Annotated in this window: 11 protein-coding genes; 6 read left to right on the top strand and 5 right to left on the bottom strand. The window is 58.7% G+C overall.

The window, feature by feature from the left end; genetic code table 11:
- Positions 1-28 precede the first annotated feature (28 nt).
- From KGA85_RS10970 to KGA85_RS10950, 5 genes are all read right to left on the bottom strand, one after another.
- Positions 29-817 (bottom strand): SDR family oxidoreductase, encoded by a 789-nt coding sequence (locus KGA85_RS10970; protein WP_223454622.1) that lies wholly within the window; start codon positions 815-817, stop codon positions 29-31.
- Between the two features lie 59 nt (positions 818-876).
- Positions 877-2,424 (bottom strand): amino acid ABC transporter permease/ATP-binding protein, encoded by a 1,548-nt coding sequence (locus KGA85_RS10965; protein ID WP_223454621.1) that lies wholly within the window; start codon positions 2,422-2,424, stop codon positions 877-879.
- A gap of 63 nt (positions 2,425-2,487) precedes the next feature.
- A complete protein-coding gene (locus KGA85_RS10960) occupies positions 2,488-3,282 on the bottom strand; it encodes an ABC transporter substrate-binding protein (RefSeq protein WP_223454619.1) in 795 nt (264 codons plus the stop codon).
- A gap of 46 nt (positions 3,283-3,328) precedes the next feature.
- Complete coding sequence (locus tag KGA85_RS10955; protein WP_223454617.1) at positions 3,329-4,399, bottom strand: isopenicillin N synthase family dioxygenase; 1,071 nt, start codon at positions 4,397-4,399, stop codon at positions 3,329-3,331.
- 14 nt (positions 4,400-4,413) lie between these two features.
- A complete protein-coding gene (locus tag KGA85_RS10950) occupies positions 4,414-5,265 on the bottom strand; it encodes a sugar phosphate isomerase/epimerase family protein (RefSeq protein WP_223454615.1) in 852 nt (283 codons plus the stop codon).
- Positions 5,266-5,720: 455 nt separating this feature from the next.
- Here KGA85_RS10950 and KGA85_RS10945 point away from each other — a divergent pair, with 455 nt between their 5' ends.
- The 6 genes from KGA85_RS10945 to KGA85_RS10920 all read left to right on the top strand — a co-directional run bounded on the left by KGA85_RS10945 (position 5,721) and on the right by KGA85_RS10920 (position 12,810).
- Positions 5,721-7,061 carry a gluconate:H+ symporter gene (locus KGA85_RS10945; RefSeq protein ID WP_223454613.1) on the top strand — a complete coding sequence of 447 codons (1,341 nt, stop codon included), beginning with the start codon at positions 5,721-5,723 and terminating at the stop codon, positions 7,059-7,061.
- Positions 7,062-7,104: 43 nt separating this feature from the next.
- Positions 7,105-8,457 carry a D-serine ammonia-lyase gene (gene dsdA, locus KGA85_RS10940; protein WP_223454611.1) on the top strand — a complete coding sequence of 451 codons (1,353 nt, stop codon included), beginning with the start codon at positions 7,105-7,107 and terminating at the stop codon, positions 8,455-8,457.
- A 160-nt stretch (positions 8,458-8,617) separates the two neighbouring features.
- Positions 8,618-9,586 (top strand): DNA-binding transcriptional regulator DsdC, encoded by a 969-nt coding sequence (gene dsdC / locus KGA85_RS10935; protein ID WP_223454660.1) that lies wholly within the window; start codon positions 8,618-8,620, stop codon positions 9,584-9,586.
- 249 nt (positions 9,587-9,835) lie between these two features.
- Complete coding sequence (locus tag KGA85_RS10930) at positions 9,836-10,816, top strand: quinone oxidoreductase family protein (protein WP_223454610.1); 981 nt, start codon at positions 9,836-9,838, stop codon at positions 10,814-10,816.
- Positions 10,817-10,830: 14 nt separating this feature from the next.
- Positions 10,831-11,679: a TauD/TfdA dioxygenase family protein gene (locus KGA85_RS10925; RefSeq protein ID WP_223454608.1), complete on the top strand. Its 849-nt coding sequence runs from the start codon at positions 10,831-10,833 to the stop codon at positions 11,677-11,679.
- Between the two features lie 78 nt (positions 11,680-11,757).
- Entirely contained in the window at positions 11,758-12,810 is a 1,053-nt protein-coding gene (locus KGA85_RS10920; RefSeq protein ID WP_223454606.1) for a 3-keto-5-aminohexanoate cleavage protein, read from the top strand.
- Positions 12,811-12,908 lie beyond the last annotated feature (98 nt).

Here is a 12,908-nt window from a genome sequence, read left to right as displayed (position 1 = left end):
ATGGGGTGCCGATCCGGTTGGCGGCCCATTACTGGCTGGAGCGAACGGCCCCTCCATCAATCAACAGATTCTGCCCGGTCAGGTAGCCCGCATGGCTACTGCAAACGAAGGCACACAGCGCACCGAATTCCTCGGCTGAGCCGAAGCGTTTGGCGGGAATTTCGCTGCGGCATTGGTCAAGGAATACCTCGCTGTCCTGCCCCGCCTCCTGAGCAGCAGCGACCAGGTTGTCACGCAGTCGATCGGTGTCGAATGAGCCCGGTTGCAGGTTGTTGATCGTTACATTGCGACTGGCAATGTTTTCTTGCCGGGCAAGCCCAGCGATGAAACCCGTCAGACCACTGCGCGCGCCGTTGGACAGGCCCAGGCTTTCGATAGGGGACTTCACGGCACTCGACGTGATGTTGATGATTCGACCAAATCCACGTGTCGCCATACCGTCTACCGTGGCCTTGATCAACTCGATAGGCGTCAGCATGTTGGCATCCAGCGCCTTGAGCCAGGCGTCGCGATTCCATTCGCGGAAATCCCCGGGGGGAGGGCCACCCGCGTTGTTGACCAATATATCGAAATGCTCATGGGTCGTGAGCGCTGCCGCCCGACCCTCGGGCGTCGAAATGTCTCCGGCGACGGCGATGACCGTCACTTCAGGATTGATCGCCCTGAGCTGACGGGCTGTTTCATTGAGCGTGTGTTCGCCGCGTGCGGTGATCACCACGTTCACGCCTTCTTGGACGAGTGCCTGTGCGCAGGCTTTGCCCAGACCTTTGCTGGCGGCGCACACCAGCGCCCAGCGTCCTGCTATTCCCAGATTCATGTGCGTTTTCCTGAAAGAAGGAAGCTCAATGTAAGGGGTTGCCTATGGCAGCACCATGTTCATGCATGATCCAGCGTTGTAGACAGGCTCGGCGATCGAGTACTGATGCCCATGAAGCGCCGTACTCTTTCTCCTATGGCATCGCATCGTATGGTTTGCGGTGCGGCATCCAGTTGGATATTACCGTTCTCCATGAATACGACCCGGTCGGATATCGACATGGCAAAGTCCATTTCGTGGGTCACGATCAGCATGGTCATGCCTTCTTTGGCCAGGTCGCGGATCACGTTCAGCACGTCGTTGACCAGTTCCGGGTCGAGGGCCGAGGTCGGCTCGTCGAACAGCATGATCTGCGGCTCCATCGCCAGGGCTCGAGCGATCGCCACGCGCTGTTGCTGCCCGCCGGAGAGCTGGTGCGGGTACTTGTGGGCATGGGCCAGCAGGCCGACCTTGTCCAGTAGTGCATAGGCACGATGTTCACTCAGCTCGCCCGGCTGGCCGTGGTAACGCGGTGCGAGCGTGACGTTGTCGAGAATGGTGCGGTGCGGGAACAGGTTGAAGTTCTGGAACACCATGCCGATGTGCCGCACGCCTTTGCGCAGGCGGGAGCTGTTGGGTTTATCCGACGCTTCGATGAATTTTTCGCCGAACAACAGGATGTCGCCGGTATCGATGGTTTCCAGGCCGTTGACCGTGCGGATCAACGAAGTCTTGCCGGAGCCGGATGGCCCGATGATCGAGACCACCTGGCCATATTCGACATTCAGGTCGATGCCCATCAGCACCTTGTGGGTGCCATAGCTCTTCTGGATGTTCTTCAGTTGCAGGATGGGCGTCGCGTTGTTGCCGGCGGCTTTGCGCGCAGTGTCGGGCAACGCTTCGGCGCTAGCCCTGAACCGGTCGATGGTGGCCGTGTCGAGTGTGTGCGGCTTGCGGAAGTTCAGGTCCAGGTAGCGCTCCAGGCGCTGCAGGAAATAACCGAACACGGTGACGATCAACACGTAATAGACGCCTACCGCCGCCAGGGTTTCCATGACCAGGAAGTTGGTGGCATAGAGGCGTTGGCCGACCGTGAGGATTTCGGTCAGGGAGATGACCGAAACCAGCGATGTCAGCTTGACCACCGTGATGTATTCATTGATCAAAGTGGGCAGCGAAATACGGAAAGCCTGGGGGATCACGATCAGGCGTTGCATGCCGAACAGGCCGACACCCAGCGCGCGCCCGGCTTCCTTCTGGCCCTTGGCCACGGAGATCAGGCCGCCACGATGGATTTCCGCCATGTACGCAGCTTCCGTAACCACCAGGGCCAGCAACCCTGCGTAGAAGGGGTTGGACAGAATCGGTCCGCTGCCGGGAAACAATTGCGGCAGGTTGTAGACGAAGACCACCAGCACCAGCAACGGGATGCTGCGGAAGAACCAGATGTAGACCGCTGCGGGAATGCGCAGCAAGGGCGTTTGGGACAGCTTGGCCGAGGCCAGGACAAAACCCAGCAGCATGCCGATGAACCAGGCCAGGGCGCTGAGCTGGACCACCGTGACGCAGGCCTTCCAGAAGTCCGGCAGGGAGAACAGGGATAAGAAATACGACCAATCGAATTGCATGGGGCACCTCGATCTGCCGCCCCGGTGCAGGGAGGCAGATGACCAGACTACAAGGACAGGTTCTTAGTTGGCAGTCGGTTCTTCCAAGCCATATTTCTGGAGAATTGCGGCGTATTCACCGCTCTTTTTGCTCTCTTCGAAGGCCTTTTGCACGACCTGGAAGGTTTCGTCGTTACCTTTCTTGACGAAGATGCCCAGGGTTTGCTGATAAATCGGATGCTCGGTGGTGATCACTACCCGGCCGTTGGTCTTTTCCGCGATCATTTTTGCCGCGCCAGCGATTTCGACCTGGGCCTGGATGTTTTTGGACAGCAGGGCCTGGGTCACTTCGGGTGCCGAGGGGTATTCGCTGACGGTGATCGCGCCTTTGTTGTTCGGCACGCAGTATTCATCGGACAGCTTGCGGAATTCCTTGACCCAGGTAGTGCCCTGTTCCAGGCCCAGTTTCAAGCCGCACAGGTCTTCAGGCTTCTTTGCATTGATCTCGCTGCCCTTGGGCACCATGACCGCGGCACCAGTGTTGGCATACGCGATGGTCTGGGCCTGGGTCTGGCGCTCCGGCGTGATGTACATGCCGGAAATGACCGCGTCGTACTTGCCGGAGTTCAAGCCGAGGATCAGGCTCGGGAATTTGGTGTCGACGAACTCCACCTTGGCGTTCATGTGTTTGGCCAGTGCCGCTGCCAGCTCGGGGTCCGAACCCACCACATTCTTGTCCTTGTCATAGGACTCGAAGGGAGGGTAAGTGATTTCCATGCCGACCTTGAGCGTGTCTGGCGCGGCCATGCTCACCGAGGCACCGAACATACCGGCTGCCAATACAGCCAGGCTCAAAAGGTTTTTCTTGTTGTTTTTCATGATGTGCTGACTCCGGCGTAGGTAGGGGTTTAGTTGAAAACTTCAATCAGGACGGTTGAGCCTGATTTTTCAAATGTCCGAAACTGGCGGGCTTGCGTGCCTTGCCTGGCAGTTGAACTTCCCCATTGGCCACCCTTTGGCGCAGATACTGATAGGTCTGCAGCGCCTGGCCATACATGTGTTCGCCGATGGTGATTTCTTCGTAGTCGTTGCCTGCCTGGGCGAACCCGGGCAGCGGTCTGATCTGGGTGTGATAGTCGCAGGCATAAAACAGCGGAAAGGAATAGCGCTCCTCCTTCACGCTACGCACCCGGTGCGCGGTGGCAACGAAAGCGCCTGCCGTCATCACTTCCAGCATGTCGCCGATGTTGACGACAAAGGCATCGGCAATCGGTGGTGCATCGATCCATTGGCCAAGATTGTTCATCACCTCAAGGCCCGGTTTGTCGGCCAAAAGGATGGTGAAGCACTCGTAATCAGTATGGGCGCCAAGACCCGGTGCGTCATGGGCGGCGCCGTCGAAGGGGTAGTGGATAAGGCGCAGCTTGGACGGCGGACGGGTGACCAGGCTGTCGAAATAGTTTTCTTCCAGGCCCAGGGTCAGGGCGAAGCCACCGAACAAGCGCCGGCCCAAGGCAAAGATGGCTTCATAGTAGGCCTGTACCGACGCCTTGAAACCTTGCAATTGCGGCCAGTCGTTGGGCCCCAGCAATGGGGTGTTGGCCAGCACCAGCGGGTCATCGGCCGGGACTTCGAAGCCGACGTCGAAGGCTTCCTTGTGGTCCGGCTTGCCCTTGGAGTAGACCTCTTCGCCTTCGGGCACAAAGCCCTTGTGGGTTTGCGAGGTGCCGATGTAGTGGCGCATCTTGGCGTCCAGGGGCTGGTCGAAAAAGTCCTTGGCAGCCTGGCGCAGGTTGGCGATCAGTTGCGGGTCGATACCGTGATGGGTGATGTAGAGGAACCCGACCTCGCTGGCGGCGCGGCCCAATTGTTCGGCTACGGCCAGGCGGTGTTCCAGTTCAAAGTTGAACAGACCGGCGATGTTGACCACCGGGATGCTATTGAAGTTGGCTTTGTGTGTGTCAGTGCTGGCGCTGTTATTTTTGTTGTCAGGCATGACGCATCGGCTCCCTAAGGATTGCTTGAGTGGCTGAAACGCTCGAAGTGTTCGCGCTCGGTCTGGCCCATCCACACGTTCAATGACCACAGGTCGGCGACCGGGACATTGGTGAAGGGCAAATGATGCAGGTAGCCGTCGGCACCGAACTCCGGGGTCAGGGTGCTGACCCGGTAACCGCGGGCTTGCTGCGAGCGCCAGATGCTTTCCCAGTGCTGCTGATGGAAGGCCAGTTCCCTTGCATATTCGGGAGCCGCCGGGTGCGGAACCTGAGGCCCCTGGTCATAACCGACCCGGGCCTGGATATGGTGCACCCTCTCGATGAAGGCGCTGAGATCATCGGCCGGGTCATTCAACAGGCGCTCGCAGGTCACCACCCAATGGCTGATGTCACTGGTAAACAACAGCTCGGGCAGTTGCCGAATCAACTCCAGGGTCACCCAGGGGTTGAACAGCGAACGCGAACGGTGGGTTTCGAAACTGCAGAGCTGGCCGTGCTTGCGCGCCAGATCCAGCGCCTGGCCGAAAAACTCCACTTGTTGTGGCAAGGACCAGCGATCGTTGCCCGCCAGCACGTTGACGAAGCGCGGGCCGAGTTCGGCGGCCCAGGCGAGTTTCTGGTCGAGGTCATTGAGGTGGACGACGGGCGTTGCCGACTGGTCCGGCAGCACGTCGTACGCGGTGAAGACTGTGCTGATATAGCCCAGGCGATTGGCCTGGAGAAAGGCGCCGAACTCGGCCCGCTCACGGGCGTCCAGTGGCAGGCGTGCCTCCATGCCATCAAAGCCCGCTTGCAGCAACTCCTCGAGCGCCTGAGCCTTACTGGCGGTGTAACCCCACAGCGTGCGGAAAATTTCCAGCTTCATCGGTGATCCTCAAAAATCCCAAGGCCTACTGCAAATGCACTTCGACGGCGCCAGGCTGCCAGGAGGCTGGTTCGCTGTGGAGCCGATGTTAGGCACAGGCCGCGCACTGAAAGAATCTGAAAGTTCAAATGAATACTTCAGACTTTCATTAACAAATAGCTAGCTACTTATCCCGTTGGCCAGGAGGGGTTTTGAGGGCGAGTACGTGTCTGCGTTGGCTATTAGCGAGAGATGCCACTATTACGGCATCATTTTGAAGACTCCCAAGCGACTTCATGGAAGGTGAGGCGCGAACTTTCATCGCTTCACGCCACACACTCACCATAGATGACCTCATGTCATCCATCCCTTGAAAATCCATCCTTTGTCAGGTCCCTGTGTCGCACTCTCTAATGCCGAAAAGCTGAGTGGCCCAGATCACTCATTTCAACAATAAAAGCTCTTCAGGAGATTGTATGCACAGTGGTCCCACTCTTTTGCTGGTGTTGTTTTGCGCCATCATTCTGATCGTTTTTCTCATCGTCAAAGTTCGTGTCCATGCATTCCTGGCCTTGACCGCAGCGAGCTTTGTGGTCGGCATCGGTTCAGGCATGCCACTGGCGCAAATTGTCTCTTCATATGAAAAAGGTGTCGGTGGAACACTCGGGTTCCTGGCAACGATCATTGGCCTTGGCGGCATACTCGGCAAGATGCTTGAAGAGTCCGGTGGCGCGGAGCGCATTGCCCAGACGCTATTGAGCGCCCTGGGTAAAGAGCGTGCCTCATGGGCCATGATGCTTGTAGGGTTTATCGCGGGCATACCTGTGTTCTTCGAGGTTGGATTCGTTCTGCTGATTCCCCTGATCTATGTGGTCGCCAAAGAGACCCGGATCAACCTTCTGTACCTGGGCGTGCCCTTGGCCGTATCGCTGATGGCGGTTCATTGCATGTTGCCCCCGCACCCTGCCGCCATGGCCATCACCGGGCTGCTGGGAGCCGATGTCGGCAAGGTTATCGTGTATGGCCTCATTATCGCGCTGCCTACCGCCATCATTGCCGGGCCGCTGTGGATCAAGTTGGTCTGCAAGAGTGAAGCGCCTGACGCTCAAGAGGCTTTTCTGGAAGAACATTGCGTTGACAGCGCGACCCGGGACTTGCCAGGCCTTGGCTTGACGCTGCTGACCATCCTGTTGCCACTTCTGCTGATGGTCGGCAAAAGTCTTGCAGCCGGACTGCCCCATGACTCCGTGCTCTTCAGCATCGTTTCGTTCCTGGGGACGCCGCTGATAGCACTGTCCATTGCTGTGGTGTTCGCTTACTGGGCACTGGGTTTGCGCCGCGGCTTATCCATGCCTGACTTGCTCAAGCACACTCAGAAGAGCTTTCCTGCGCTGGCCAGCATTCTGCTGATCATCGGTGCCGGTGGGGCATTCAACGGCATCCTGGTCGACAGCGGCGTGGGTAACGCGCTGTCCGGTTCGTTGACGCAATTGAACATGAATCCCATCGTCCTGGCGTGGTTGGTGGCAGGCTTGATGCACTTCGCCGTCGGTTCAGCGACGGTGGCAATGATCAGTGCCGCCGGCATGGTGATGCCGATGCTGAGCGCTCATCCAACCGTGAGTAAGGAAATTATCTGCATTGCCATCGGTGCCGGCGCCATTGGCTGGACCCATGTGACGGACTCTGCCTTCTGGGTGGTCAAGGAGTACCTGGGTGTCTCGCTAGCCGATGCGTTGAAGAAGTTCACCTCGGCCACCGTACTGGCTTCATTGATTGCGCTGGGGCTGACCCTGCTGCTGTCGCAATTCGTTTGATCTCACCCGTATTTTCATCCTGATTATTTAAAGGGACCACGTCATGATTTTGGGAAGACCCCTTGAAAGCTGGTACACCAGTTATCCTTTGATTCGCGATCTGGTCGCGCTGCAAGAAACCACTTGGTTCAACCCTGCCGTGGCGCCGGTCGCGGAATCGATTGGCGATGTGGGGTTGACGGCCGAAGACGTCGCCGATGCCAGCGCGCGACTGGCGCGTTTTGCTTCTTACCTGCAGCGAGCGTTTCCGGAAACGCAATGCAGTGGCGGCATTATCGAGTCGGACATTCTGCCCGTGCCTCAACTGCAGCAGTTGCTTGGCGAGCGCTATGGTCAGGCACTGGAAGGGGCGCTGTGGCTCAAGCGGGACAGCCATCTGCCGATTTCGGGCTCGATCAAGGCGCGCGGTGGTATCTATGAGGTGCTCAAGCATGCCGAAGACCTGGCGTTGGCCGCGAATCTGTTGTCGCTTGACGACGACTACGCGGTGCTGGACAGCGATAAGGCGCGGGCCTTTTTCGGCCAATACAAAATAGCCGTCGGCTCGACCGGCAACCTTGGCATGTCCATCGGCATCATGGGGGCGGCATTGGGTTTCCAGGTGACCGTGCATATGTCGGCGGATGCGCGGCAATGGAAGAAAGACAAGTTACGCTCACACGGCGTTACCGTTGTTGAGTACTCCTCCGATTACAGCGTGGCCGTTGCGCAAGGCCGCCAACAAGCGGAGTCCGATCCAGCCTGCCATTTTGTGGACGATGAAAACTCGGTCAACCTGTTCCTGGGCTACTCGGTGGCTGCCGAGCGCCTGAAAAAGCAATTGGCAGCGGCTGGCATCACCGTGGATGCGCAACATCCATTGTTTGTCTATCTGCCCTGTGGGGTAGGTGGCGCGCCTGGCGGCGTGGCCTTCGGCCTGAAGCTGGCCTTTGGCGATGCTGTCCATTGCATCTTCGCCGAGCCCACACACTCGCCATGCATGATGCTGGGCGTCTATACCGGCCTGCACGACGAAGTGAGCGTGCAAGACTTCGGCATTGACAACGTGACGGCTGCTGACGGCCTCGCCGTCGGACGCGCTTCAGGTTTTGTCGGCAAGGCCATGCAGCGCTTGCTTGACGGTTTCTACACGGTCAGCGACGAGGAAATGTACAGTTTGCTGGCACTGATGGAGCGCAGCGAAGGTGTGCGCCTGGAGCCATCCGCGCTCGCCGGTGTGCCCGGCATTGCCAGAGTCCATGCCGACCGGCAGGGCTACCTGGCTCGCGCGCACCTGGACAGCCAGGCCATGACGCAAGCCACCCATCTGGTGTGGGCAACGGGCGGCAATATGGTGCCTTGCGACGAGATGGACGCTTATCTGGCCAAGGGTCGTGAATTGCTCGCCAACGGCTGATCGGGCCTGAATGGAGCGCAATGGCCAAGCCTCGACAGAGTTATCGCCGATTTAAGCGTAAACCGAATGTGGCAAGATGAACGTCTTGCCACATTCGGTACGTTTGACCGCTGCAAAGGCGTACAACGCAAAGCGGCTTTTGGGTTTGAGGGAAACTGTCGTGCTCAACCTTCCTCCTCGTATCAGCTCCAGGCTCAACAGCAGCCAGTTCGCGAACCTTCACACCTTTTTGGTTGCCGCTCGTCATCTGAGCTTCACCCGTGCGGCGCAGGAACTGTGTTTGACTGCAAGCGCCGTGAGCCACCGTATAAGTCGGCTGGAAGCCGCGTTATCGATGAAACTGTTCCAGCGTCTGACCCGGCAGGTCAGCCTGACCGACGAAGGCGAGCGTATCTTCGAAATACTCCAGAATGCGATGGGAGAGTTGTCCGAGGCACTGGAGCAATCGTCACAGGCGGAAATTGCCGGCTCGATCGCGCTCTATGTAAGGCCTTCCATCGCCCAATGCTGGCTGGTTCCGAGGCTGGCTGACTTTATTGAGCGTTATCCTCTGGTGTCACTGGACCTGCGGTCAGGCAATGACAATGTCGATTTTCGAACCCGTAAAATTGACCTGGCCCTGTACTACGCCAATGGCGAGTTTCCCGGGCTGACGAGCCATCGGTTGATGCGCGAACGGCTGGCCCCCGTGTGCAGTCCTGACTATGCGCGACGCCATCGCCTGGAGGAGAACCCGGACAACCTGAGGTACTGCACAACCTTGCATGACTCCCTGGCCTGGGATCATGCGGCTTATGATGCCGAGTGGACGCTTTGGGCAGAGCAACACAACCTGCTCGCGGCACTTCCCAAGCGTAGCTTGACCTTCGATCGCTCTGATTTGAGTGTGACAGCGGCCATGAACCACGCCGGCATTGCGATTGGCCGTCAACAGCTTGTGCAGAAGCGAGTTGATCGCGGCGAGCTCGTTCTGCCGCTCGCTGAATTCAGCCGCTCAGGCCACTACGATTATTATCTGGTTCACCCACCGCTCGGTACTGTTCCCAAGCGATTGCTGGTTTTCATGAACTGGCTACGAGAATGCGCGCGTCAATCATCACCCCTGGATGAGAACGACGACCTGTTCTGATGCGGCATGCGTACAGGTGGCTGGTCAGGCCAGCCTCCAGTCGGTGAAGCCGCCGCTGTCGAGCGCCACGCCTGAGTCAAATATGCAGATAGGGAAGTCACCGGGGGAGGAAGGTGCCCAATGACGCCGTTTGTCATCAAATGTGACGGCGCTGTCGTTTGATGAGACGCGTTCGGAAAGCCTGCAGCTTACATTCCAGTCAACGTAATCGCCGCAGTGCACCCAGAACGCTGATTGGAGAAAAAAAGCATGGCTCAAGTCGTACGATTTTATGAAACCGGTGGTCCCGAGGTTCTTCGTTTTGAAGAGGTCGAGGTTGGCGACCCTGGTCCTGGTGAGGTTCGACTTCGCCACGTAGCGGTCGGCCTCAACTATGCCGACACCTACTTTCGCAATGGCACTTACCCGATCCCGATGCCCAATGGCATCGGCGTTGAAGCCGCCGGTGTGGTGGAGACGGTGGGCGAGGGCGTGAGCAATGTGGTGGTCGGGGATCGGGTCACCTATACCGGCTTTACCAACACCCTCGGCGCCTACAGCACCGAGCGCCTGATCCCGGCTGCGCCGTTGATCAAGCTGCCGGAAAACATCTCTTTCGAGACAGCGGCGGCCATGACCATGCGCGGGCTTACCTCGGCGTATCTGATGCGTCGCATCTATGACTTCAAGGCCGGTGACAGCATCCTGCTGCACGCTGCCGCCGGTGGTGTCGGCCTGATCGTCTCGCAGTGGGCCAAGCTGCAAGGCCTGAAGGTGATCGGCACCGTGTCCAGCGAGGCCAAGGCTGAGCTCGCCCGTGCCCATGGTTGCGACCATGTGATCAATTACAGTCATGAGGATGTGGCCAGGCGCGTGCGTGAGTTGACCGACGGCGTGGGTGTCAACGTGGTGTTCGATAGCGTTGGCAAGAGCACGTTCGAGGGCTCGCTGGACTCTCTCAAGCGTCGTGGCCTGATGGTCTGCGTCGGTACTGCATCCGGTCCGATTCCTCCCTTCAGTCCAGCGCAGCTGGCGATGAAAGGCTCGCTGTTCATGACGCGTCCGGCACTGGCAGATTACATCGCCGACCCGGCAGAAAAGGCTGACCTGGCCGGTGAGCTGTTCGGCCTGGTCGGGAGCGGCAAGATCAAGATCGGGATCAACCAGCATTACTGCTTGCAGGACGCCGTGCAGGCTCACCGTGATCTGGAGTCGCGCAAGACCACTGGCTCATCGATTTTCGTCATCTGAGGAGGTCTGCCGCCATGCAAGTCGAACAACTCACCTGCAGCATTGGCGCAGAGCTGACGGGCGTCAACCTTGCCGATGCCGTCCATGACGACGGCCTGTTCGCCGAGATCCGCGTCCAGTTGCTCAAGCATCGCGTGCTGTTTTTGCGCGACCAGGACATCGGTCGCGCCGAGCATGTGGCCTTTGCCCAACGCTTCGGCGAACTGGAGGATCACCCGGTCATCGGCAGCCACCCGGATTATCCTGGCCTGGTCCAGGTCTACAAGAGTCCGGACAGCCCGATCGACCGTTACGAGAACTCCTGGCACACCGACGCCACCTGGCGCGAGGCGCCGCCGATGGGCAGCGTGCTGCGATGCCTGGAGTGCCCACCAGTTGGTGGTGACACCATGTGGGCCAACATGGTGGAGGCTTACAAGCATCTGCCAGACGAGATAAAAGCGAAGATCGAAGGCCTTCGTGCCCGTCATAGCATCGAGGCGACCTTCGGTGCGGCGATGCCGATCGAACGGCGCCTGGCGCTCAAGGCCCAGTACCCGGACGCTGAGCACCCCGTGGTGCGCACTCATCCAGAGACTGGCGAGAAGGTGCTGTTCGTCAATTCCTTCACGACTCACTTCACCAACTTCCACACGGCCGAACGTGTGCGTGTCGGCCAGGATTTCACCCAGGGCTCGTCCGAGCTACTGCGTCACCTGACCAGCCAGGCCCACATTCCGGAGTATCAGGTGCGCTGGCGCTGGAAGCCTAACAGCATCGCCATCTGGGACAACCGCAGCACTCAGCACTACGCCGTGATGGATTACCCACCCTGCCATCGCAAGATGGAGCGTGCCGGGATCATTGGCGAAAAGACCTACTGAGCAACCTCACCGACACCCGTGCCAGCGCTCGCTCCGTACAGTCCGTCGGGCGGGCCACAATAAAAACAGGAGATAAGCATGCAGTTTTTCGACGATTCCCTGCACCCGGAAAACATGGAAAAAGTGGTGATTACTGTCGCCCCTTACGCCCCACAGTGGATGCCGGGAGACTTCCCTGAAGACATTCCGATGACCATGGACGAGCACGTGCAGGCGGCTGTCGACTGCTATGAAGCAGGCGCCACTGTGCTGCACTTGCATGTGCGCGAACTGGACGGTAAAGGCTCCAAGCGCCTGTCCAAGTTCAACGAGTTGATCGCCGGTGTGCGTGAAGCCGTGCCGGACATGATCATCCAGGTCGGCGGCTCGATTTCCTTTGCCCCTGAAGGCGAAGGCGCGGAAGCCCTGTGGCTCTCCGATGATACCCGGCACATGCTGGCGGAGCTGACGCCGAAGCCGGATCAGGTCACCATCGCCATCAACACCATTCAGATGAATATCGCGGAGCTGCTGTTCCCGCAAGGCATTGAAGGCACCTCCCTGCTTGATCCGGTGACCAATGCCGCGTATAGCGAAATGACCGTACCGGCAGGTCCTGCCTGGGTCGCCGAACACCTCAAGCGCCTGCAAGCCAGCAATATCCAGCCGCACTTCCAGCTGACCGGCATTCATGCCTACGAAACCCTCGAGCGCCTGGTGCGCAAGGGCATCTACAAGGGCCCTTTGAACCTGACCTGGATCGGCATTGGCGGTGGTTTCGACGGCCCGAACCCGATGAACCTGATGAACTTCATCAATCGCGTACCGGATCGTTGTACCTTGACTGCCGAGTCGCTGCTCAAGAACGTCCTGCCACTTAACACCATTGCCCTGGCCATGGGCTTGCACCCACGGCTCGGTAATGAAGACACCATTATCGATCAACACGGCAAGCGCTTCTCTTCCGTAGAGCAGGTCAAGCAGACGGTGCGTATCGCTCACGAGCTGGGGCGTGAAATCGCCACCGGTAAAGAGGCGCGCGACATCTACCGTATCGGTGTGCAATACAAGACTGTTGAAGAAACCCTGTTGGCCAACGGCATGGCACCGAACCGCAAGCCGAGTCAGAAGGGCGTACCACAGCGCGGGTAATCCAGATGGCGGGGCAGGAAGCCAGTGGCGTTCTGCCCTTACCCACCTGAACGCGTGAGCAAGACCAAAAACAATAACAAAACGGGTGCTAGACACCG

The organism is Pseudomonas sp. GL-B-12 (assembly GCF_019955895.1).
GTDB lineage: Bacteria > Pseudomonadota > Gammaproteobacteria > Pseudomonadales > Pseudomonadaceae > Aquipseudomonas.
This window is presented reverse-complemented; position numbering and strand designations above follow the sequence as displayed.

Excerpts from the sequence above, each read along its gene's own strand:
- KGA85_RS10970 (WP_223454622.1), bottom strand. The coding sequence starts at position 817 with ATGAATCTGGGAATAGCAGGACGCTGGGCGCTGGTGTGCGCCGCCAGC.
- KGA85_RS10965 (WP_223454621.1), bottom strand. The coding sequence starts at position 2,424 with ATGCAATTCGATTGGTCGTATTTCTTATCCCTGTTCTCCCTGCCGGAC.
- KGA85_RS10960 (WP_223454619.1), bottom strand. The coding sequence starts at position 3,282 with ATGAAAAACAACAAGAAAAACCTTTTGAGCCTGGCTGTATTGGCAGCC.
- KGA85_RS10955 (WP_223454617.1), bottom strand. The coding sequence starts at position 4,399 with ATGCCTGACAACAAAAATAACAGCGCCAGCACTGACACACACAAAGCC.
- KGA85_RS10950 (WP_223454615.1), bottom strand. The coding sequence starts at position 5,265 with ATGAAGCTGGAAATTTTCCGCACGCTGTGGGGTTACACCGCCAGTAAG.
- KGA85_RS10945 (WP_223454613.1), top strand. The coding sequence starts at position 5,721 with ATGCACAGTGGTCCCACTCTTTTGCTGGTGTTGTTTTGCGCCATCATT.
- dsdA (WP_223454611.1), top strand. The coding sequence starts at position 7,105 with ATGATTTTGGGAAGACCCCTTGAAAGCTGGTACACCAGTTATCCTTTG.
- KGA85_RS10930 (WP_223454610.1), top strand. The coding sequence starts at position 9,836 with ATGGCTCAAGTCGTACGATTTTATGAAACCGGTGGTCCCGAGGTTCTT.
- KGA85_RS10925 (WP_223454608.1), top strand. The coding sequence starts at position 10,831 with ATGCAAGTCGAACAACTCACCTGCAGCATTGGCGCAGAGCTGACGGGC.
- KGA85_RS10920 (WP_223454606.1), top strand. The coding sequence starts at position 11,758 with ATGCAGTTTTTCGACGATTCCCTGCACCCGGAAAACATGGAAAAAGTG.